The 19,931-nt window shown below is 65.4% G+C and carries 21 protein-coding genes and 1 tRNA gene; 11 read left to right on the top strand and 11 right to left on the bottom strand.

The window, feature by feature from the left end:
• Window positions 1-61: 61 nt before the first annotated feature.
• The 6 genes from AB4Y97_RS08655 to AB4Y97_RS08680 all read right to left on the bottom strand — a co-directional run bounded on the left by AB4Y97_RS08655 (window position 62) and on the right by AB4Y97_RS08680 (window position 4,713).
• Entirely contained in the window at window positions 62-595 is a 534-nt protein-coding gene (locus tag AB4Y97_RS08655; protein ID WP_441998621.1) for an NUDIX hydrolase, read from the bottom strand.
• A gap of 27 nt (window positions 596-622) precedes the next feature.
• Complete coding sequence (locus tag AB4Y97_RS08660; RefSeq protein WP_441998622.1) at window positions 623-1,369, bottom strand: SDR family oxidoreductase; 747 nt, start codon at window positions 1,367-1,369, stop codon at window positions 623-625.
• Window positions 1,370-1,385: 16 nt separating this feature from the next.
• Entirely contained in the window at window positions 1,386-2,666 is a 1,281-nt protein-coding gene (locus AB4Y97_RS08665) for a beta-ketoacyl-ACP synthase (RefSeq protein WP_441998623.1), read from the bottom strand.
• Between the two features lie 10 nt (window positions 2,667-2,676).
• On the bottom strand, window positions 2,677-3,801 hold the full coding sequence (locus tag AB4Y97_RS08670) for a beta-ketoacyl-ACP synthase (RefSeq protein ID WP_441998624.1): 1,125 nt from the start codon (window positions 3,799-3,801) through the stop codon (window positions 2,677-2,679).
• Complete coding sequence (locus AB4Y97_RS08675) at window positions 3,801-4,262, bottom strand: 3-hydroxyacyl-ACP dehydratase FabZ family protein (RefSeq protein WP_441998625.1); 462 nt, start codon at window positions 4,260-4,262, stop codon at window positions 3,801-3,803. The genes AB4Y97_RS08670 and AB4Y97_RS08675 overlap by 1 nt, the downstream gene beginning before the upstream one ends.
• 169 nt (window positions 4,263-4,431) lie before the next feature.
• Window positions 4,432-4,713, bottom strand: coding sequence for an acyl carrier protein (locus tag AB4Y97_RS08680; protein WP_441998626.1), 282 nt, complete (start codon window positions 4,711-4,713; stop codon window positions 4,432-4,434).
• A 388-nt stretch (window positions 4,714-5,101) separates the two neighbouring features.
• Here AB4Y97_RS08680 and AB4Y97_RS08685 point away from each other — a divergent pair, with 388 nt between their 5' ends.
• Window positions 5,102-5,986 carry a calcium-binding protein gene (locus tag AB4Y97_RS08685; RefSeq protein WP_441998627.1) on the top strand — a complete coding sequence of 295 codons (885 nt, stop codon included), beginning with the start codon at window positions 5,102-5,104 and terminating at the stop codon, window positions 5,984-5,986.
• Window positions 5,987-6,192: 206 nt separating this feature from the next.
• On the top strand, window positions 6,193-6,915 hold the full coding sequence (locus tag AB4Y97_RS08690; protein WP_441998628.1) for a fused DSP-PTPase phosphatase/NAD kinase-like protein: 723 nt from the start codon (window positions 6,193-6,195) through the stop codon (window positions 6,913-6,915).
• Window positions 6,916-7,052: 137 nt separating this feature from the next.
• Here AB4Y97_RS08690 and AB4Y97_RS08695 read toward each other — a convergent pair whose 3' ends face one another.
• Both AB4Y97_RS08695 and AB4Y97_RS08700 read right to left on the bottom strand, forming a co-directional pair.
• Window positions 7,053-8,837, bottom strand: coding sequence for an ABC transporter ATP-binding protein (locus AB4Y97_RS08695; RefSeq protein ID WP_441998629.1), 1,785 nt, complete (start codon window positions 8,835-8,837; stop codon window positions 7,053-7,055).
• 180 nt (window positions 8,838-9,017) lie between these two features.
• Window positions 9,018-9,977, bottom strand: a complete 960-nt coding sequence (locus AB4Y97_RS08700; protein ID WP_441998630.1) for a small ribosomal subunit Rsm22 family protein — start codon at window positions 9,975-9,977, stop codon at window positions 9,018-9,020.
• A 275-nt stretch (window positions 9,978-10,252) separates the two neighbouring features.
• On the opposite strand from AB4Y97_RS08700, the gene AB4Y97_RS08705 reads away from it, so the two are divergent.
• The 3 genes from AB4Y97_RS08705 (at window position 10,253) to AB4Y97_RS08715 (ending at window position 12,472) form a co-directional block, all read left to right on the top strand.
• Window positions 10,253-11,170 (top strand): pirin family protein, encoded by a 918-nt coding sequence (locus AB4Y97_RS08705; protein WP_441998631.1) that lies wholly within the window; start codon window positions 10,253-10,255, stop codon window positions 11,168-11,170.
• Window positions 11,171-11,193: 23 nt separating this feature from the next.
• Entirely contained in the window at window positions 11,194-11,589 is a 396-nt protein-coding gene (locus AB4Y97_RS08710) for an OsmC family protein (RefSeq protein ID WP_441998632.1), read from the top strand.
• A gap of 160 nt (window positions 11,590-11,749) precedes the next feature.
• Complete coding sequence (locus tag AB4Y97_RS08715; RefSeq protein WP_441998633.1) at window positions 11,750-12,472, top strand: DUF1028 domain-containing protein; 723 nt, start codon at window positions 11,750-11,752, stop codon at window positions 12,470-12,472.
• Between the two features lie 136 nt (window positions 12,473-12,608).
• On the opposite strand, the gene AB4Y97_RS08720 is transcribed toward AB4Y97_RS08715, so the two are convergent.
• Window positions 12,609-12,683: transfer RNA gene (locus AB4Y97_RS08720), tRNA-Gly, on the bottom strand.
• Window positions 12,684-13,029: 346 nt separating this feature from the next.
• Here AB4Y97_RS08720 and AB4Y97_RS08725 point away from each other — a divergent pair.
• Genes AB4Y97_RS08725 through AB4Y97_RS08740 form a run of 4 tightly spaced genes read left to right on the top strand, consistent with a single transcriptional unit; the run spans window position 13,030 to window position 15,427 of the window.
• The gene (locus AB4Y97_RS08725; RefSeq protein ID WP_441998634.1) at window positions 13,030-13,569 is read left to right on the top strand and encodes a prolyl-tRNA synthetase associated domain-containing protein; all 540 of its coding nucleotides are present in this window, start codon (window positions 13,030-13,032) and stop codon (window positions 13,567-13,569) included.
• A gap of 39 nt (window positions 13,570-13,608) precedes the next feature.
• Window positions 13,609-14,511: a thioredoxin gene (gene trxA / locus AB4Y97_RS08730; protein ID WP_441998635.1), complete on the top strand. Its 903-nt coding sequence runs from the start codon at window positions 13,609-13,611 to the stop codon at window positions 14,509-14,511.
• A gap of 27 nt (window positions 14,512-14,538) precedes the next feature.
• Window positions 14,539-15,210 carry an LON peptidase substrate-binding domain-containing protein gene (locus tag AB4Y97_RS08735; protein ID WP_441998636.1) on the top strand — a complete coding sequence of 224 codons (672 nt, stop codon included), beginning with the start codon at window positions 14,539-14,541 and terminating at the stop codon, window positions 15,208-15,210.
• Window positions 15,211-15,220: 10 nt separating this feature from the next.
• Window positions 15,221-15,427 carry a Trm112 family protein gene (locus AB4Y97_RS08740; protein WP_441998637.1) on the top strand — a complete coding sequence of 69 codons (207 nt, stop codon included), beginning with the start codon at window positions 15,221-15,223 and terminating at the stop codon, window positions 15,425-15,427.
• A gap of 172 nt (window positions 15,428-15,599) precedes the next feature.
• Here AB4Y97_RS08740 and AB4Y97_RS08745 read toward each other — a convergent pair whose 3' ends face one another.
• Entirely contained in the window at window positions 15,600-16,505 is a 906-nt protein-coding gene (locus AB4Y97_RS08745; protein ID WP_441998638.1) for an HpcH/HpaI aldolase/citrate lyase family protein, read from the bottom strand.
• An 82-nt stretch (window positions 16,506-16,587) separates the two neighbouring features.
• On the opposite strand from AB4Y97_RS08745, the gene AB4Y97_RS08750 reads away from it, so the two are divergent.
• A complete protein-coding gene (locus AB4Y97_RS08750; RefSeq protein ID WP_441998639.1) occupies window positions 16,588-18,288 on the top strand; it encodes a serine/threonine dehydratase in 1,701 nt (566 codons plus the stop codon).
• 48 nt (window positions 18,289-18,336) lie between these two features.
• On the opposite strand, the gene AB4Y97_RS08755 is transcribed toward AB4Y97_RS08750, so the two are convergent.
• A complete protein-coding gene (locus tag AB4Y97_RS08755; protein ID WP_441998640.1) occupies window positions 18,337-18,969 on the bottom strand; it encodes a LysE family translocator in 633 nt (210 codons plus the stop codon).
• A 209-nt stretch (window positions 18,970-19,178) separates the two neighbouring features.
• Between AB4Y97_RS08755 and AB4Y97_RS08760 the strand changes: the two genes are divergently transcribed.
• Window positions 19,179-19,859, top strand: a complete 681-nt coding sequence (locus AB4Y97_RS08760) for a carbonic anhydrase (protein WP_441998641.1) — start codon at window positions 19,179-19,181, stop codon at window positions 19,857-19,859.
• Window positions 19,860-19,931: the final 72 nt, after the last annotated feature.

Genomic DNA, 19,931 nt, shown 5'->3' on the forward strand with positions numbered 1-19,931 from the left:
GACAAGCGCCGCCTGTATTCCCTCCCCGTTGCGGGGAGGGAAGAACGTGGCGGTTCCCGCGCTATCGATCGGCCAGATGTCGCTCGGCGAGGAGTAGCGACAGGCAGGTCGGGGCGTGGACGATCCGTGCTGCGACGACCTGGGCAACCGCGTCGGACAACGGCATTTCGACCGGCTCGATGTATTCGCCCGGGTCGGGGTGGGTCTCCGTCCGCGTGAGGCCCTCGGCCAGGAACAGATGGCTTGGTGAATGTACGCCCGCCGTAAAAGGATGGACCAGTCCGAGAGGTGTCAGTTTCTCGGACTTTACGCCGATCTCTTCGACAAGTTCGCGATAGGCCGCTTCGAGCGGAGTCTCGCCGGGTTCAATGGCCCCACTCACCGCCTCGATGCTGTATTCGCCAAGTGCGTAGCGGAATTCCTTGGTCAGGATGACCGTCTTTGCCGCCGTGACGGCGATGACGCTGACGCCAGGCGGCTTCACCACGACCGTATACCGTCCCGTGTGTCCATCTGCGAAGCGGATGTCGTCGCGCACAATCCGCGTCCAGGGGTCTTCGTAAATCGTCTCGGAGGATAAGGTCTCACAGCGCATCGGAAGCTCCCCGTTCTGGCGTAGATCTCATCGATGCACGCCGATCATCGAGGTCAGGCCGCCGTCGATGGGGAGCACGGTGCCGGTCATGTAGGCGGCGGGTTCGCTCATCAGGAAGGCGGCGAGGCCCGCGATTTCTTCCGGCTTGGCGAAGCGGCCCGCCGGGATCTGCTTTTCCATGTTTTCGCGGTAGGCGGCGTAAGGAGCCATCATGTCCGTGTCGATGAAGCCCGGCGCGATCACGTTGACGGTGAGCCCGCGCTTCGCCGTCTCGATGGCGAGCGTGCGGCAATAGGAGATCAGCGCGCCCTTGGAGGCAGCATAAGCCGCGTTGCCCGGATTGCCCTGGAGCGCCGCGACCGAGCCGATGGCGACGATGCGGCCGGCCCGCGCGCGGATCATGCCGCGCATGAGCGTTTTCGCGATCCGCGTGAAGGACCAGAAATTCACCTGCATGGCGGCTTCGGCCTTGTCCTGCTGCATCATGGCGGCGAGCGCGTCATAGGGCTGGCCGGCATTGTGCACGAAGCCGAAGAAGGCTTCCGATTCGATGCTCTCGCAGAAATCCTCCAGCGCCGCCTTGTTGGAGAGATCGAGCGCGTGCCCCTTGATGGACCGGCCCGGATGCGCCGCCATCAGTTCATCGGCAAGCGCCATCGCGGCATCGCCCGAGGAGCGATAGGTGAAGTCCACATCGTGGCCGGCAGCGGCCAGCGCCCGCACGATCGCGGCGCCGACGCCCTTGCCGCCGCCAGTCACAAAAACACGGGTCATGATTCAAGCCCTTGATTCAAGCCCCTTTGGGCTCCGCCCCGAAGACGAGGCAAGTGTTCTGGCCGCCGAAGCCGAACGAGTTCGACAGCACGTAATTGACCTTCGCATCCCGCGCCACGTTCGGCACCACGTCGAGCGGGATCGCCGGATCCGGCACCGTATGATTGATCGTGGGCGGAATGCGACCAGTCGTAATAGTGAGAAGCGACATCACCGCCTCCACCGCGCCGGCGGCGGTCAGCGTATGGCCGATCATCGACTTGTTGGAGGAAATCGGCAGGCGCGGCATGCGTTCGCCGAACACGGCCGTGCAGCTCATGGCCTCCATCTTGTCGTTTTCAGGCGTCGAGGTGCCGTGGGCGTTGATGTAGTCGATATCGTCCGGCGCAAGCCCCGCATCCGCGAGCGCTTCCCTGATGGCCGTGATGCCGGGCATCCCGTCCGGGCTCGAGCGGGTACGGTGGAAGCCGTCGCCCTTCTCGCCGCAGCCGAGCACATAGCCGAGAATCTTTGCGCCCCGCGCCCTGGCGGCATCGGCGTTTTCGAGAACGAGAGCGGCCCCGCCCTCGCCCATCACGAAGCCGTCGCGGTTCTTGGAGAAGGGCTTGGAGGCGGTTTCGGGATTTTCGTTCTGCGTGGAGAGGGCCGAAAGCAGTGAGAACCGGATCAGGGATTCCGGATTGACCGAACCGTCCGTGCCGATGCAGAGCGCCGCATCCGTCTCGCCACGGCGGATCGCCTCGACACCGAGCTGGATCGCGGTGGCGCCCGACGAGCAAGCGGTGGAGAGCGAGATCGGAGAGCCCCTGGTGCCGAACCTGTCGGCCACGCGGTCAGCGACGGTACCGAAGATGAACAGGTCGTGCCAGGGCTTGAATTGCCCCGTCGAGGCCGCTTTCAGAAGATCGCGATAGGTGATGTCCCCGTCCTGGCCCGAGGCCTTGGCCAGGGCCTCGCGCTGCGGCCATTCCATTTCCACCGGCGGCACGGCGATGAACAGGGCGCCGGGGAAATCGCTCCGGTCCAGGCCCGACTGGCCTACGGCTTCCTCGGCGGCGCGCATGGCGAGCGTTTCGGACAGCATGGGGGCGCAGAACGGCTCCACGTCAAGCGAATCGATGGTGCCCGCGATCGTGGTGCGCAGGCCCTCGGTGGGGAAGCGCGAGATGCGGCGAATGCCCGATTTGCCCGCCGTCAGCGCAGCCCAGGTCTCGTCCTTGCCCTGCCCGAGGGAGGTGACCACGCCCATGCCGGTGACGGCGACGAGCGGGCGGCCTTGAGTGTCGCGAAGCGCCATGCCGTTCTCCTCAGGATGCCTTGGTGAGCCGCACGGCGCCTTCGCCGCGCCAATGGCCGACGGAGGTGACGAGAGCCTCGTTCGATTGTCCCTGGCCGATCAGCGCCGCCGCGAGAGCGACTCCGAACGGGGCTTGTCCTTCCATGGTGTGGCCGACCACGTCGCCGGTGGCGTGGATCGCCGCATTCGGCAGGCTGTCGAGAAGCGCCGCCTGCTCGTCTTCGGTGATGCCCTTGACGCCGGTCGCGCCCGAGATCACCACATCCGGCTTGGCGCCGAGCGCATCGATCTGTGAGCGGATCGCGCGGCCGACGCTGCCCGGCTCGCGACGGCTGCGATCGGAGGCGACATCGGCGATGGTCGCAAGGGGCTTTGCGCCCCGCGCCGCCGCATGCTCGCGCGATTCCAGCACCAGGAAACAGGCGCCGCTGCCGAGAATCATGCCACCGCCCTCGGCGGGGCGCTCCCAGACGGGACGATGGGCCTGCTTCCAGAGGAAACCGCCCATTTCGTAGATCAGCAGGATGTCGGGGCGCTCGGCGTTGTAGGCCCCACCGACGAGAAAAATGTCGTTCTGGCCCGAGGCGATGCGGCTCTGGGCCACGCGGATAGCATCGACGCCACTCGATTCCTCGCCCATGAAGGTGCGCGACGCGCCGGTGACCCCGTGGACGATGGAAATGTTGCCCGCGAGCAGGTTCGAGAGCTGCGCCAGGAACAGGGTGGGACGCAGGTCGCCCATCAGGCGCTCGTTGAGGAACACGCCCGGATTCTCGGCCCGGCCGAGCCCGGTCAGGATCTGCCCGTCGACCGCGTAATCGCGCTCGCCGCCCCCTGCGGCCACGATGAGGTGCATGCGGCTTTTCAGATCCGCATCCTCCTTCACGCCTGCGGCTTCCAGGGCGAGCCCGGCGGCATAGCAACCGAGCTTCTGCCAGGGTTCCATCTGCCGCTGGTCGGATTTCTTGGCGATCTGCCTGTCGTAATCCGGCGGGGTCACCGGATGCACGGGAAAGGGTGCGAAGGTTTCGAGATCGGTGCGGGGGGAAGCCGCCGTCAGCGCGTTCAGATGCACTTCGACCCCCTCGCCTGCTGCCGAGACGATCCCGATTCCGGTAATGACCACGTCGCGCATCAGGCCCCCTCCGCCAAAAGACCGATGCGGCGCGCCTGGGCCCGCATCAGCTCGTCCATGCCCGCCGGGAACGGCATGATCCGGAAGCGCAATTCCGCGTCGCAGATCGGCTTGCCCTCGGCCAGGATCTTCGCCTTCGTCCCCGCATAGCCCGAGCCTTCATGGTCCAGCTGCGCCGTGACGGTGAGCACCGTATCCGGACCGACGAAGGAGCGGAAGCGCGCCTTGTCGACGGCCATCAGAAACGGCATGTGGGTGAAGTTCATCAGGCCGAGCACGAGATAGCCGGAGGCCTGCGCCATGGTCTCGGTGAGCAGCACGCCCGGCACGAGAGGATGGCCGGGGAAATGCCCCTCGAAGACGGGGCTTTCCGTCGGCACGGTGGACGTGGCCTCGATCCGCTTCGCGTCGCGGTCGAGCATCGTCACCCGATCGATCATTTCAAAATATTCGAGGCGCATCCGGTCCGAACCATTCTCATGTCGTCCCGGACGGATCGGGCGAGGGAAGGATATCCTTGCGATGGAACTCTTCCGGCTCGCCTTTCCGAGCCGGCCTTCGGGCCGGCCCGCCGGGATTGCGGCGTCCTCTCGATCAGACGCTCTCTGTCTTGAAGTGAAGCGCCTTGGATCAGGCGGCTTTCGCGGCGACCAGCGCATCGATGCGCGCCACGAGGTTCTTGAGCACGAAGTATTCCTCGGCCGGGGCTTTGCCCTCGTTGACTTCCTGCGTCCACTGCTCGAGGGGCAGCTTGATGCCGAAGGCCTTGTCGATGGCGAACGCGATGTCGAGGAAGGCCAGCGAATCGATGCCGAGATCCTCGATGGCATGGCTTTCCGGCGTGATCTGCTCGCGCGGAATGTCGGCGGTCTCGGAAATGATGCCGGCGACGGTCTCGAAGGTGGACGACATGACGCCGCTCTCCTGAAATGCTTGGTCTCGACGATATGCCGCCGTCAGGCCCAGGGCCCGATCCCAGCCGCTTTCTTCGCCAAGGAGGGTTGTATCGAAACGCACCCCTTACACGACAGGGCGCGGGGCGGCAACTGATAGGATCGTATGGGAGGCCGCTTCCCGGCGCCGGGGCGCGACAACCCGCTGGGGGCCGCCTATGCGGTCGCATGGCGCAATTCTGCAGCTCTTGGATGTTTTTCGCCAGGGTGCGACCGAAATCCCCCGGAGTATAGGGTTGCGGCAAACAACGTTATGTCATAGCACAAACGGATTGTCCGGCTTTGAATATCTGGGCCGAGCTTCTTTCCCAATTGAACGCTAAAGACCTTTTGTTCGGAACATCGTCATGGCGAATTTTCTTTCTGATCAATCCAGCAACGCCCTTGCTTTCGGCAGTTCCTCTACGGCGGTAGCGGCCACGCCCATCGGTTTCCCGGTTTTCTCGGGCATCCCGCGCGGATCGGATTACCACCCCTATTTCGGCAGCGAACATGCCGACGTCCTGCGCGGCCGCAGCGCGAGCGACTCCTTTTTCGGCTGGAACGGCAACGACAAGCTCTATGGCAATGGCGGCAACGACTATCTCGCGGGCGAAGCCGGAAACGACAAACTTTATGGCGGTGCCGGCGACGACATCCTGAATGGAGGGCTCGGCGACGATGTGCTGAGCGGGGGCAGCGGGATCGACACCGCGTATTTCCTCGGCAATGAAAACGTCAAAGTTAGTCTGGCGACAACGAAGACCCAGAATACCGGCCAGGGAAAGGACATTCTCCTTTCGATCGAGAACCTCGTGACCGGCAACGGCAACGACAGGCTCACGGGCTCCAAATATGCCAACGTGCTGATCGGCAACAAAGGCGACGATGTTCTGGACGGCGGCTATGGCAACGACATTCTGTCCGGCGGCGCCGGGAAGGACGTTTTCATTTTCCGCAACTCTCTGAACGGCCAGGAAAACGTGGACACGATCCGCGACTTCAACGTGAAGGACGACACGATCCATCTGGAGAACGCGATCTTCACGCAGCTGACCAAGACGGGAACTCTGGCGCGCGACTTCTTCCACATCGGCGAACAGGCCATGGATGCCAACGACCATATCGTCTACGACAAGTCCAAGGGCTATCTCTATTACGATCCCGACGGCGTCGGAGAGGCAGCGCAGATTCTGTTCGCCAAGGTGAAGGCGGGTCTCGCGCTCACCGCCGCGGATTTTCTTGTGATCTAGGCCGGCTCGGTCCGCATTGAGGGCGTGATCCGGCACAGCGGAAACCGGTCGCGGTCTCATGGCACGGCGACCGGCTCCATGGATGCTCTTTCCAAGGGGCTGGGCCCGCTCGGCCCTGCCGACGTTGATTAATCGGCTCCTTTCGTCGATAAGGCGGATCCTAGGTTGAAGGCTTGGTTCCAAGCCGCCCTCATGATCGGATCGACGTGATTAACAGGTTCCTCAAACCTGAAACCCGCTATGCGCGGCGCATGGCCCGGATCGCCCGATGGGACAAGCCCGTCGAGGGCGGGCTCGGCCGCGTGCACGCCTGGGCCAACATGCTTCTCGTCGATCACGGCGTCTTCCGCCTGCTCTATCTCAACAAGCACCGCGTCTCGGAACGGCTCTGGCGTTCGGCGCAGCCGGCGCCGCACCAAATCTCGCGCCTGAAGGCCGAGGGCGTGCGCACCATCGTCAACCTGCGCGGCGGGCGCGAGCATGGCTCGTGGCAGTTGCAGAAGGAAATCTGCGAGCGGATCGGGATCAACCTCACCGAATTCATCGTGCGCTCGCGCGGCGCGCCGGACCGGGACACCCTGCTGAACGCGAAGGATTTCTTCGACAAGATCGAATATCCGGCCGTCCTGCACTGCAAATCGGGCGCGGACCGGGCGGGCTTCGTCGCGGCCCTCTACCTCATCGTGCACGAGGGTCGCAGCGTCGACGAGGCCCTGCGGCAGCTCTCCGCCCGCTATGGCCATTTCCGCTTCTCGAAGACCGGAATTCTCGACGCCTTCTTCGAACGCTACCGCCAGGAGGGCGAAGCCAAGGGCATTCCCCTCCTCACCTGGATCGAGAAGATCTACGATCCCGAAGCCCTTGAGCGGGATTTCCGCCCCGGCTTCTGGTCCAACATCCTCGTCGACCGGATTATGCGGCGGGAATAACCGCACAAACCTCCTCCGCCTTCATCCTTCGAGACGGACCTGACGGTCCTCCTCAGGATGGGGCTGTGGTGATGTTGCGGCCTTTCTTGAGGATGAAGGAGAGGCCGTAAGGCCTGCCCCGACGCGTCATCCAAGCCTTACGCCTGAGCAGAGACCGGCTCCGCGTCGTTCGACAATTGCAGCCGGTGCAGGCGGGCATAGGTGCCCCCTTTCGCGATCAGGGCATCGTGCGAACCCATCTCCGCGATGCGGCCCGCCTCCATGACGACGATCCGGTCCGCGTCGCGGACGGTGGAGAGGCGATGGGCGATCACCAGCGTGGTGCGGCCCTTCATGAGGTTGCGGATCGCCTCCTGCACCAGCTGCTCGGATTCGGAATCGAGCGCGCTCGTGGCCTCGTCGAGAAGCAGGATCGGGGCGTCCTTCAGGAAGGCGCGGGCGAGCGACACGCGCTGTCGTTCGCCGCCCGACAGCCTGCCTCCGCCGGGGCCGACAACGGTGTCGTAGCCCTGCGGCAGCCTCATGATGAAATCGTGCGCCGCCGCCGCCTTCGCCGCGGCTTTGATCGCGTCTTCGCTCGCTCCCGGCCGTCCGAAGGCGATATTCGCCCGCACCGTGTCGTCGAAGAGAACCACGTCCTGGCTCACCACGGCGATGGCCGCGCGCAAGGAACGCAGGGTCACGTCGCGCACATCCTGCCCATCGACCAGCACGGCGCCGGCCGTGGCATCGTAGAGGCGCGGGACGAGCGACAGAAGCGTCGACTTGCCCGAACCCGAGCGGCCGACAAGGGCGGTCGTGCGCCCGGCTTCGGCCGTGAAATCCACATGATGGAGCGCCGTCTGCTCCGTGTTGTACGAGAAGCCGAGATTTTGGAAGCGGATCTCTCCTCCCGACACGGCAAGCGGCTTCGCCCCCGGCCTGTCCTGGATCTGCGGCTTCTCATCCATCACGTCGAAAGTGCGCTGCAGGGCGGCGGCCGCCTCCTGGATGATGGCGTTGAGATTGCCGAGCGCCCGGATCGGCTGCGCCGCCAGGATGAGCGCGCTGACGAAGCCGGTGAAATCGCCCACCGTGCTGCCGCCGGACACGATGCGCTGGCCGATCAGCACCAGCACCGCCGCCACGGCGAAACCGCCACCGGCTTCCAGGAGCGGGTCGAGCCGGCCGCGTGCGTTGGCCGCCTTCATCTTGAGCTTGCGCACCTCGTCGAAGGTGTGGGCCGCCTTGCCCTTGAGATAGCCCTCGAGTTCGTAGGTCTTGGCGATGCGGGTGCCTGCGAGGCTCTCGCTGATGAGGCTCGCCATCTGGCCCGTCTGCTCCTGCGTCGAGATCGCCACGCGCCGCAGCTTCTTGCCGATCTTGCCGATGGGATGGGCGATGAAGGGCACCGTGATGCCCGCCACCAGGGTCAGGACCGGGTCGATCCAGAGCATCGCGCCGATGAGGGCGATGATGGTAGTGACCTCGCGCAGGAACACCGTCGAGAGACGGGTCAGGGCTTCCTTGATGAACAGGAAATCGGTGGTGAAGCGCTGGGTCAGCGCGGCCGGGCTCTCCCGCCCGGTCTGGGCGAGATCGGCCTCGATCATGTGGCCGTAAAGCGCGGTCTGCATATCCGCCTCGATCCGCGTCACCACTTTGTTGGTGAGCACGGTCAGGGCCAGCAGCGAGAAGCCCTTCACCGATGTCACGGCGATGACGAAGATGGGGCCGAGCAGGATCGCCGTCTGGTCCTTGGCCGAGAAAGCGTCGAAGGCTTCCTTGATCAGGACCGGATAGAGGCCCGTCGCGCCCGAGACGAAAGCGACGAGGAGGAGCACAAGGGCCAGCGTCCTGGCGTGAGGGCGCATCCAGTCCCGCCACAGGCGGCGGATCAGGGGAAGCGTATCGCCACGAAAAAGCGGATTCTTGCCGGCCATCTTCGCCAAAACTCTCGATCGAACGCAGTGGCGTTAGCACGAGGCCGTGCCCCGTCGCAAACGACGCCCCGAGCATCGGACCCAAAAGTGGATTCCACTTTTGGGATCGTTCCGATGCTCTCTCGTTGGGTGAGCGCATCGTCTTTGCGGAAAATCGGGTCCACTTTTCCGCACGATGCGCTACAGCGCATCCCCCCAATCGGCGCGCCGCGCGGCCTTGAACGCGGCCCCGGAGCGCTTGGTGAGCAGGCTCTCATCCGCCGCGCCATCGTTGCGGCAAAGTTTCAGCCGGACCTGCCCGCTGCCCAATCGGGGCGGCGCGATGACGCGGGCCTCCGGAAGCTGGCCGGGCCGGCGGGAGGCCGCGAGATAGATGAACTTCTCGTCTTCCCACGGCACCTCCGCTCCCTTGGCCAGGCGGTGCAGGCGGGAGCGCGCGACCCGGCGGGAGAAATGGCACCAATCGGGCGCGACGAGCGGGCATGCCATCCCGTGCGGACAAGGCGCCAGGATCTGCGCCCCGGCGGCGATCAGCCGCTCCCGCGCGGAAAGAACGCGCTCCCAGCCGGCCGGCGTGCCCGGCTCGACGATCAGCAGGATATCCGCCGTCAGAGCCCATAGGCGATCGACGAGCGGGCCCCGCATTCCGGGCTCCAGCTCGTCGAGCACATAGGCCAGCGTCACCAGATCGCGGGGCGAGAGATCGGGCAATGGCCCCGCGACATTGCCGACGCGCCATTCGACCGTGACGGGAAGGCCTTCCGCGAGTCTCTCACCCCAGCTTCGGATCGCGGCGCTGCCCTCGATCAGGAGAGCGCCCTCGAGGCCGGGCCAGCATTCCATGGCGGCCCAGAGGGCCGAGCCGGGACCGGCCCCGAGATCGAGCAGGGATGCGGGGACGAAATCGGGGCGCACGGCCGCGATCGTTTCCATCGCCGCGCGGATGGCGGCATAGGTCGCGGGCAGGCGGGTCGCGAGATAGGCCCGCGCCGCCAGATCGTCGGAAAGGTGAAACCGCCCGTCCCTGATCTCGGCCCGGTAGCGGGCCGACAGGGCGCTCGCCGCCCGGCTCAGGTCCGACAGGTTGATTCCCGCAAGCGCGGCATCCACGCCTTGGCGCAGGAGCGGCGGCAATTCCATGTGTCATGCCTTCTATACGCAGGCTGGCCTGAGGAATGCAGCCTCTCGAAGAATGAAGGCGATCTAGCACATGACGAACGAAGACCCCAGGATGAAACATCCTCCCAATCTGACGCAGGCTGACGCCCCATGAATCGGGCCGATTCCACCCGCGCGCTTTGCCTTTTGCCGGAGCGCGGAAGGCATTCATGCCGATGCGACCTTGCGCGGCATGCGCTTTGCTTGGCCCGCCGAAGCCCTATAGTTCCGTCCGAATGCAATGACGGAGATACGCGATGAGCTGGCTTCCGACGGAAGATCCGATCCTGGGCGACCGCAAGTCCTGCGATGCGCTCGAACTGGTCGTCATTCCCCGCGTCCGCGATCTCGGCGACGGCTTTTCGGTGCGCCGCGCCCTGCCGCATGGCAAACGCCAGATGGTCGGGCCCTTCATTTTCTTCGACCATTTCGGCCCGGTCCAGTTCATCGCGGGCAAGGGGATGGACGTGCGGCCGCACCCGCATATCGGACTGGCCACCGTCACCTATCTCTTCGACGGGCGCATCACCCATCGCGACAGCAACGGCAATGTGCAGGACATCGCACCGGGCGCCATGAACCTGATGACGGCCGGGCGCGGCATCGCCCATTCCGAACGCTCGCCGGAGGCGGAGCGTCATGGCGGGCAGATGCTCGGCCTGCAGAGCTGGATCGCCCTTCCCGCCGACCGGGAGGAAATCGCACCCTCGTTCCAGCACTACGATGCCGCGAGCCTGCCCATCGTGCAGGACAAAGGCATCCGGGCGCGGGTGATCGCGGGTTCGGCCTTCGGAGCCTCGGCGCCCGTCGAGCGGGTGTCGGACTGGTTCTATGTGGAGGTCGCGCTGGAGGCCGGCATGTCGGCTCCTCTCGATGCCGATCACGAGGAGCGGGCGATCTATGTGGTCGACGGAGAAGTCGAGATCGCAGGCGAGCGCTTCGAGGGCCCGCGCCTTCTGGTGTTCCGGCCCGGCGACCGTATCACCGTACGGGCCGTTCAGACGACGCGGATGATGTTTCTCGGCGGCACCGCGCTCGAAGGTCCGCGCCATATCTGGTGGAACTTCGTCTCCTCCAGCAAGGAGCGGATCGAACAGGCGAAGGAGGATTGGAAGACCGGCCGCTTCGCCCATGTGCCCGACGAGAGCGAATTCATCCCGCTTCCCGAAAGCTGATATCGCCAGAGAAGGAAAGAATCATGGCCTCCGTCCATCTCGTCAGCGCATCGGGCCTGAAACAGGAGATCCGCGCGCGCTCTCATGTGCTGAATGCGGACGAGCCGAAGAGCCTCGGCGGCACCGATACGGGCCCTTCGCCCTATGAGCTGCTTCTGGCCTCGCTCGCCGCATGCACGTCCCTGACGCTCAGGATGTATGCGGACCGAAAGGGCTGGGAGCTCGGCCGCATCGAGGTGGATGCGCGATTCCGGCGCGATGAGGACGGCGTCGAGAGCATCGACCGCGAAGTCGTCCTCGGCGGGAACCTCACACCGGACCAGCAGGCGCGCCTCGCCGAGATCTGCGAGAAGACGCCCGTGACGAAGACCCTGAAGCGCGGCACGCCGATCGCGACGACCCTGCGCGTGACGGCTTAGCGCATCGTGCGGAAAAGTGGACCCGGTTTTCCGCATGGAACGATACGCTCATCCAACAAGAGAGCAACGGACGCTCGACGGGCGCTTGCAAGCCGTTTAATCCAGAATCCGATCAGCGGCCCGTCCGAGAGGCCGCGGCTTTATGCGCGGGAGGCGAAGCATGACGTGGTCCATCGTTGCCAGGGATGAGAAGACAGGCCAGATCGGGATCGCGGTCTCGACATGCGCCTTTGCGGTCGGCGCGCGGGTGCCGTTCGTGGCGAGCGGCATCGGCGCCATCGCGAGCCAGGCCTTCGTCAATCCATATTACGGCTATCGCGGCCTGGAGCTCCTGCGCGCCGGCGCCTCCGCCGAGGATGTGCTGCACATCGTCACCGCGGCTGATGAAGGGCGAGGGCAGCGGCAGGCTCACGTGATGGATCGTCAGGGGCGTTTCGCCGCCCATACGGGCGCGGATTGCGTGCCCTGGTGCGGCCACCTCACCCGCGACACGTTTTCGGTCGCCGGCAACATGCTCGCGGGCGAACAGGTGATCCAGGAAACGGCCCGGGTCTTCGAAGCCTCCTCCGACCTGCCCCTCGCCCGCCGTTTCCTGGCGGCGCTGAAGGCGGGCGAAGCGGCCGGGGGCGATAAGCGCGGCAAGCAATCGGCCGCCATCCTGATCCACGACGAGGAGGAATATCCGATGGTCGACATCCGGGTCGACGATCATGCCGATCCGCTCGCCGAGCTTGCCCGCCTCGAAGAGGTCAGCCGCGGACGCTTCCTGCACTACCGCAAATTCATGCCGTCCAGGGCAAACCCGGCCGGCATCACGGACCGGGCCGAGATCGAGCGGCGGATCGCCGAATCGATGGCGGCGGAGAAGGCCGGCGCGGCGTGACAAGCCTCAAGCCGCGCGTCGGATTCCCGAGGCGCGGCACTGGGCCGTTGGGAACAGATTCGTTTTTCAAGGAAAAGCGGCCGCAGAAAACGGGGCCGTTCGGTGCTTCCCTGGGGTGGGAGGAAGTCTTGGAAATTGGAGCGGGCGAAGGGATTCGAACCCTCGACCCCAACCTTGGCAAGGTTGTGCTCTACCCCTGAGCTACACCCGCGCTCCGCGGCGCGCTGCGCCGTTGCGAGGCCGCTGATGTGCCCCAAAACGATTCACATTGCAAGGGGCCCCACAGATCTTTTTCGAAGGCGGCTTGAGAGCAGGCGGCCGGATCGCTAGAGCCTCGGACCCAAAAGTGGACTCCACTTTTGGGATCAAGCCGATGCTCTCTTTTATCGAGAGCGCATCGTTCTGGGCGAACCGAAGGTCCGCGTCAGCGAAAAACCGGGTCCACTTTTCCGCACGATGCGCTAAAGCATCGGACCCGAAAATGGCCTCCACTTTTCCGCAGGATGCGCTAGAAGCCAGACCTCGTCTTAAAGGTCTCGTCTGGAGATTTTTCAACCGTGGCCCATCTCTCCCCCCAGGCGCTCCTCGACCGCCTTGCCGCCCTCGGCATCGCAACGGATACGGTGGAGCACGAGCCGGTCTTCACCGTGGCCGAATCACGCCCCGTCAAGGCGCAGATTCCCGGGGCCCATTCGAAGAACCTGTTCGTGAAGGACAAGAAGGGCCGCTACTTCCTGATCACCGCCAAGGACGAGACGCCCATCGACCTGAAGCGGACCCATGCGGCCATCGGCGCCTCGGGCCGCCTGTCCTTCGGCTCCGCCGAGAGCTTGCGGGCGATGCTCGGGGTCGAGCCCGGCTCCGTCACCCCTTTCGCCGTCGCCAACGACACGGATGGCCAGGTGACGATGATTCTCGACGCCAACCTCATGGAGCACGAACGGGTGAATTTTCACCCCCTCGTCAATTCTATGACCACGGGCGTCTCGCGGGAGGATCTCATCAAGTTCCTGCGCGCGACCGGCCACGACCCGCTGATTTTACGCCTGCCGGAGCCCCCGGCGGAATTGCCAGAAGACCCCGCCGCTCCCATGTGAGGGAGACGTCAGCCCCTCAAGACCGTGTTCGAGGATCGCATGCTTGCCGACACACCCAACGGGACCCCTTCAGACGGTCTCATCAAGGACACGACCACGGCGAATTTCCGTCAGGATGTCCTCGCCGAATCGATGCAACAGCCGGTGCTGGTCGACTTCTGGGCGCCCTGGTGCGGCCCCTGCAAGCAGCTGACCCCCGTGCTGGAAAAGGCCGTCCGGGAGGCCGGCGGCAAGGTGAAGCTCGTCAAGATGAACATCGACGAGCATCCGCAGATCGCGGGCCAGCTCGGCGTGCAGTCGATCCCGGCGGTCTTCGCCTTCCAGCGCGGCCAGCCGGTGGACGGCTTCATGGGCGCCCTGCCCGAGAGCCAGATCAAGAGCTTCATCGAGCGCCTCGTCGGCCCTCTCGGCCCGAGCGCGACCGAGGAGCTGATGGCCGAGGCCGACAGCCTCGCGGCGGAAGGCGATGCGGCGGGCGCAGCCGAGCTTTACGCGGCTGTCCTGACGCAGGATCCCGCCCATGCGCAGGCTCTGGCCGCCCTCGCCAAGCTGCATGTGGAGCTGGGCGATATCGAGGGCGCCAAGCGCCTTCTCGACATGGTTCCCGCGGACAAGGCCAACGATCCCGCCATCGTGGGCGCACGAGCCGCCGTCGAACTCGCTGAACAGGCAGGGACTCTCGGCGACATCTCGGAGCTGCAGCACCGGGTGCAGGTCAACCCTCTCGACCATCAGGCCCGCTTCGATCTCGCGGTGGCGCTGAACGGACGCGGCAAGCGCGAAGAAGCTGCCGATCAGCTCCTTGAAATCGTTCGTCGCGACCGCAATTGGAACGAGGACGGCGCGCGCAAGCAACTCGTCCAGTTCTTCGAGGCCTGGGGCCCGATGGACGAGGCGACACTTGCAGGACGACGGAGGCTCTCCTCGATCCTGTTTGCGTGATGTCCATCCGACGCACGGGAGAACGGAATGGGAATGAACGCGGTATACCGGGGGCCGGAGGATTGCCCGTCGGTGATTCCGGTTTTTCCGCTTCCGGGAGCTCTGCTTCTGCCGCGCGGCCAGATTCCACTCAACATCTTCGAGCCGCGCTATCTCGCGATGATCGATGACGCCCTGAAGGGCGACCGGATCATCGGCATGGTGCAGCCCGATGCGGATGGCGGCGGCTCGGCGCAGGCCCCGCAACTCTATCACGTAGGCTGTGCCGGCCGGATCACCCAATTCGCAGAAACGGGAGATGGACGCTATCTGGTCACGCTCGTCGGCATCGCCCGCTTCCGCATCGAGGACGAGGTGCCCGCATCGACGCTCTATCGCCGGTGCCGCGTTGATTTCGACCCCTTCGAGACGGATTTCACCGCCCGCGCCGGCGAGGGCGAAGTCGACAGGAGCGGCGTCGTGAAGGCGCTGCGCGATTTCGTCGAAGCAGCGGATGTGCGCGTCGACTGGCAGGGTATCGAGGAAGCGCCGAACGAGGCCCTGGTCAACGCCTTGTGCATGATGAGCCCCTTCGGCGTTCGCGAAAAGCAGGCGCTTCTGGAGGCGCAGGATCTCAAGACCCGCGCCGAGGTGCTGATCGCGCTCACCGAGATCGAACTCGCCCGCGGCGGCAACGGCTCCGACAGCACTCTTCAATAGGATACAGACAGTGACCGAAGATCCTCCCCAGCCGGTCGAGGCCACCCGGATCGATCCCAAGCTCCTCGAAATGCTGGTCTGTCCCCTGACCAAGGAATCGCTCGATTACGATCCCGTGCGCCAGGAGCTGATCAGCCGCCAGGCCAAGCTCGCCTACCCCATCCGCGACGGCATCCCGATCATGCTGCCGGAAGAGGCGCGGCCTCTGACGGATTGAGGGTGTTCCCGAGATCCGCTTCATCCTGCGCCAGTCGGGAACACCCGACTTGCGGCGGGGAGGGATTGAGGGTGGGGGTGGAACGACCAGGCGAGCGGGGTGGAGGGAGAGCTGTAGCGGCCTTGAGCCCCCGCACCTCCAACCCAGTGCTTCGACTTTGCGACCCCCACCCCTACCCCTCCCCGCAAGGGGGAGGGGAAGAGCGCGTCTCGATCGCTTGCGCCAGTCCCAGCACTCTTTTCGCCATGTCCGCATGCAGCCGCTCCACCATGCGGCCGTTGATGGCGATGGCGCCTCTCGAAGCATTCTCCGGCTTCTCGAACGCCTCGACGATCGCGCGGGCATTCTCCACCTCCTCGACGGAGGGCGCGAAAATCTCGTTCGCCGCCGCGATCTGGTTCGGATGGATCAGGGTCTTTCCGTCGAAGCCGCAATCGCGGGCCTGCTCGCATTCCGCCCGCAATCCCGCCTCGTCCGAAAGGCTGTTGTAGACCCCGTCGAGAATGTCGATGCCATAAGTCCTCGCCGCGGCGAGCGCCGTCATCATCCAGGGCAGCATCGGCGTTCGGCCCGGCGTGAGGCGGGCGCGGGTCTCCTTGGCGAGGTCGTTCAGCCCCATGACGAAGCAGGAGAGCCGCGTGTCCACGTCATGCGCGGCGCTGGCGATGGCCTGCGCCTCGAGGATGGCGTGCGGGGTCTCGATCATCGCCCAGACCCGCACCCGCTCCGGCGCCTTGAGCCGCCGCAGACGGAGGCCGACCGCGACGAGCGCCTCCGGCGTCGAGACCTTCGGGATCAGGATCGCATCCGGCGCGACGGCGGCAGCGGCCGCCAGATCGTCCTCGCCCCAGGGCGTGTCGAGGGAGTTGACGCGAATCACGACTTCGCGCGGGCTGAGGCCGCCCTGCGCCACGGCCGCGCAGACCTGATCGCGCGCCGCCGCCTTGGCATCCGGCGCCACCGCATCCTCGAGATCGAGGATCAGCACGTCGGCAGGCAGCGTCCGCGCCTTTTCCAGCGCGCGGGCATTCGACCCCGGCATGTAGAGCGCGCTGCGGCGCGGACGAATGTCGGTCATGGGGCTTCCTCTCGAACGATGTCGCGATTTTAATAACGCCCGCGCGCGCCAAGCCAACCGGAAACGAATGCGAGGGCGAAGGATGTGGGTTGCAGGAGTCGACGGATGCCCGGCGGGCTGGATTGCGGTGTTCATGCATCGGGACGGCCTGCATCCTCCCGTCTTGCGGATCGCGAAGCATCTCGCCGATATCGTCGATGCGCCCGAGCGTCCTGAAATCGTCGCCGTCGACATGCCCATCGGCCTGCCGGAATGGACGCAAGGTTCCGGCCGGCGTCCGGAGCAGCTGATTCGCCCGCTCCTCGGCGCGCGCCAATCCTCGGTCTTCGCCATTCCCTCCCGATGCGCGGTCCACGCGGAGGATTACGACGCGGCGTGCACGCTCGCCGCCGGCACGTCCGATCCGCCACGCAAAGTGTCGAAACAGGGCTTCAACATTTTTCCCAAGATCCGGGAGATCGATGCGCTTCTGCGCGCACGGCCCGCCCTCGTGCCGCGCATCGTCGAGGTTCATCCGGAGCTTGCCTTCTGGTCCATGAATGGCGGGCAGCCGCTTCACGAACCGAAGAAGGTGAAGAGCAGGCCTTACGCGCCAGGCCTCGCCCTGCGCCGAAAACTTCTCGCGCTCGCCGGAATGCCGCGCGACCTCATCGATACGGCTACGCCCCGCGGCGCGGCGGAGGACGATCTTCTCGATGCCCTTGCGGGGTTGGCCGTCGCGCTCGACATGGCTAGAGGTGGAGGACGATCCTTTCCCGACCCGCCCGACCGGGACGCCCATGGCCTCCCCGTCGCCATCTGGACCCTTTCGCCACAGGTTCCCATGTCCATCTCCCTGCCCATTACCCGCGCCGATATCGAACAGGCCCACGCCCGCATCGCTCCCCATATCCGCCGCACGCCGGTCTGGACCCTGCCTCAGGCTTTCGGCCATGACGGGCCGGTGAGCCTGAAGCTCGAATTTTTACAGCATGCGGGTTCGTTCAAGTCGCGCGGTGCGTTCAACACCCTGCTCTCGAAGCCGGTACCGGCGGCTGGCGTCGCGGCCGCGTCGGGCGGCAATCACGGCGCGGCGGTGGCCTATGCGGCCAAGCAGCTCGGACTGAAGGCCCGCATTTTCGTGCCGGAGATCTCGAGCCCCGCGAAGGTGGCGGTCATCCGCTCCCACGGGGCCGAGGTGGTGATCGGCGGCGCGCGCTACGCGGATGCGCAAGGCGCCTGCGATCAATACGTGGCGGCAAGCGGCGCGCTGCGGGTCCATCCCTTCGATGCGGATACGACGATGGCCGGCCAGGGCACGGTCGGGCTCGAATGGGAGCAGGACGGTCCCGCCCTCGACACGGTGCTCGTCGCGGTCGGCGGCGGCGGCCTGGTTTCCGGCATCGCGAGCTGGTGGGCCGGTCGCGTCAAGGTGGTGGGTGTCGAGCCCGAGGGTTCGCGGGCGCTGCACGCCGCGTTGCAGGCCGGCAAGCCTGTCGATGTGGATGTCGACTCGGTCGCCGCCGATTCGCTCGGCGCACGCAATACGGGCGATCTCGTCTATTCCATTTGCAGCAGGACGGTCGATCACGTGGCCCTGGTCACCGACGCGGCCATCCGCGACGCGCAAAGCCAACTCTGGCGCGACTGGCGCATCGCCACCGAACCGGGCGGAGCCGCCGCCCTCGCCGCGCTCACATCGGGCGCCTACCGGCCGAAGCCCGGCGAGCGGATCGGCGTGCTTCTCTGCGGCGCGAATGTCGAACTCTCCAAGCTCGACGAGGTGGTGCGAAGCGTCGCGTGACCATCCGCGCCGAGACGGCCCGACATACGCCGGCCGCAGGCTTCTGCCCTATTTTTTCGCCTCGACAGCCATCTGCACGGCAAGCCCACCGAGAACGGTGCCCATGAGCCAGCGCTGCGCCGTGATCCAGCGGGGATGGCGGGCCAGGAACGTGGCGATCGTTCCCGCCGAGATGGCGATGAGCGCGTTGACGGTGATGCTGATCGTGATCTGGGTCGAGCCGAGCATGAGAGATTGCCCCAACACATGGCCCTTCGCCGGGTCGATGAATTGCGGCAGCAGGGACAGATAGAGCATGGCGGCCTTCGGATTCAGAAGGTTGGTCACCAGACCCATGGTGAAGAGCTTGCGGTTGCTGTCCCGTGGCAGCTCCCTCACCTGGAACGGCGAGCGCCCGTTCGGTTTGAGCGCCTGCCACGCGAGATAGAGGAGATAGGCCGCCCCCGTCAGGCGCAGCGCGTCATAGGCATAAGGAACGGCAAAGATCAGGGATGTGATGCCGAAAGCCGCGCATAGCATGTAGAAGAAAAATCCGAGCGCGACACCGCTGAGCGAAATGAGGCCCGCCACCCGCCCCTGACAGATCGAGCGGGAAATCAGATAGATCATATTGGGACCGGGCGTCAGAACCATGCCCAAGGCGACGAGCCCGAAGGCGATGGCAGCCGTCGTGTCGACCATAGGCAATCCCCTAAATCCCTTTCGGGGCCCGAGATCACCATGCCGGGCTTGAAAAGATCCAATCAAACTTGGGAATGCGTGCCATCACACCGATGCATTTCTCCGAAGTCGGACGGATGAACGCGAAGCCGTGCATCGAAAAACTTCAAGAAATGTTGCTCATCTGACCGGAAAGTGCTTCTGGAGAGTCCGTATCAAAGGAGCCTGCCATGTTCCCAACACGCCTCACGGATGGCTACCGCAGCTTCCTCGACGAGCGTTTCGCCCGCGAGAAGGGGCGCTACGAGCAGCTTGCCGAAAAGGGACAATCGCCGGAAATCATGCTGATCGGCTGCTGCGACAGCCGGGTCTCCCCGGAAGTGATCTTCGACGCGAGCCCCGGCGAGCTGTTCGTGGTCCGCAACGTGGCAAATCTCGTACCGCCCTATGAGACCGGCGGCGACTATCACGGCACCAGCGCGGCGCTGGAATTCGCGGTCCAGGCCCTGCGCGTGAAGCATATCGTGGTGATGGGCCATGCCCGCTGCGGTGGCATCCGCGCCTTCGCCGACGACACCGCGCCGCTCTCGCCGGGCGATTTCATCGGCCGCTGGATGAACCTGATCGCACCCGCCGCCGAGCGAATCGGCCCGCGCCAGGGCGACCTGGCCGAGTATCAGGCCAGGCTCGAACTCGCCGCCATCGAGAACAGCATCAAGAACCTGATGACCTTCCCCTGCGTCCGCATTCTCGTGGAGCGCGGCAAGCTGCAGCTCCACGGTGCCTATTTCGGCGTCGCGTCAGGGGTGCTGCTGGTGCGCAATCCGGAGACGGGCACCTTCGCGCCGGCGCTGGAGAACATGCCGGAGCGGGTGTCGATGTTCAGCGCCCGCGATGCGGGTTCGCTCTGAGGCCGTGCGATCCTCATCCTGGGGAGCAGCCTTATCCCAACGCCGTCCTCGTCCTGAGAATAGCCGAAATCT

The sequence above is a fragment of the Microvirga sp. 2TAF3 genome (assembly GCF_052114965.1).
Classification (GTDB): domain Bacteria; phylum Pseudomonadota; class Alphaproteobacteria; order Rhizobiales; family Beijerinckiaceae; genus Microvirga.

Excerpts from the sequence above, each read along its gene's own strand:
- AB4Y97_RS08715 (WP_441998633.1), top strand. The coding sequence starts at position 11,750 with ATGACGTGGTCCATCGTTGCCAGGGATGAGAAGACAGGCCAGATCGGG.
- AB4Y97_RS08705 (WP_441998631.1), top strand. The coding sequence starts at position 10,253 with ATGAGCTGGCTTCCGACGGAAGATCCGATCCTGGGCGACCGCAAGTCC.
- AB4Y97_RS08675 (WP_441998625.1), bottom strand. The coding sequence starts at position 4,262 with ATGCGCCTCGAATATTTTGAAATGATCGATCGGGTGACGATGCTCGAC.
- AB4Y97_RS08710 (WP_441998632.1), top strand. The coding sequence starts at position 11,194 with ATGGCCTCCGTCCATCTCGTCAGCGCATCGGGCCTGAAACAGGAGATC.
- AB4Y97_RS08685 (WP_441998627.1), top strand. The coding sequence starts at position 5,102 with ATGGCGAATTTTCTTTCTGATCAATCCAGCAACGCCCTTGCTTTCGGC.
- AB4Y97_RS08700 (WP_441998630.1), bottom strand. The coding sequence starts at position 9,977 with ATGGAATTGCCGCCGCTCCTGCGCCAAGGCGTGGATGCCGCGCTTGCG.
- trxA (WP_441998635.1), top strand. The coding sequence starts at position 13,609 with ATGCTTGCCGACACACCCAACGGGACCCCTTCAGACGGTCTCATCAAG.
- AB4Y97_RS08760 (WP_441998641.1), top strand. The coding sequence starts at position 19,179 with ATGTTCCCAACACGCCTCACGGATGGCTACCGCAGCTTCCTCGACGAG.
- AB4Y97_RS08755 (WP_441998640.1), bottom strand. The coding sequence starts at position 18,969 with ATGGTCGACACGACGGCTGCCATCGCCTTCGGGCTCGTCGCCTTGGGC.
- AB4Y97_RS08660 (WP_441998622.1), bottom strand. The coding sequence starts at position 1,369 with ATGACCCGTGTTTTTGTGACTGGCGGCGGCAAGGGCGTCGGCGCCGCG.
- AB4Y97_RS08745 (WP_441998638.1), bottom strand. The coding sequence starts at position 16,505 with ATGACCGACATTCGTCCGCGCCGCAGCGCGCTCTACATGCCGGGGTCG.
- AB4Y97_RS08665 (WP_441998623.1), bottom strand. The coding sequence starts at position 2,666 with ATGGCGCTTCGCGACACTCAAGGCCGCCCGCTCGTCGCCGTCACCGGC.
- AB4Y97_RS08680 (WP_441998626.1), bottom strand. The coding sequence starts at position 4,713 with ATGTCGTCCACCTTCGAGACCGTCGCCGGCATCATTTCCGAGACCGCC.
- AB4Y97_RS08695 (WP_441998629.1), bottom strand. The coding sequence starts at position 8,837 with ATGGCCGGCAAGAATCCGCTTTTTCGTGGCGATACGCTTCCCCTGATC.
- AB4Y97_RS08655 (WP_441998621.1), bottom strand. The coding sequence starts at position 595 with ATGCGCTGTGAGACCTTATCCTCCGAGACGATTTACGAAGACCCCTGG.
- AB4Y97_RS08750 (WP_441998639.1), top strand. The coding sequence starts at position 16,588 with ATGTGGGTTGCAGGAGTCGACGGATGCCCGGCGGGCTGGATTGCGGTG.
- AB4Y97_RS08735 (WP_441998636.1), top strand. The coding sequence starts at position 14,539 with ATGGGAATGAACGCGGTATACCGGGGGCCGGAGGATTGCCCGTCGGTG.
- AB4Y97_RS08670 (WP_441998624.1), bottom strand. The coding sequence starts at position 3,801 with ATGCGCGACGTGGTCATTACCGGAATCGGGATCGTCTCGGCAGCAGGC.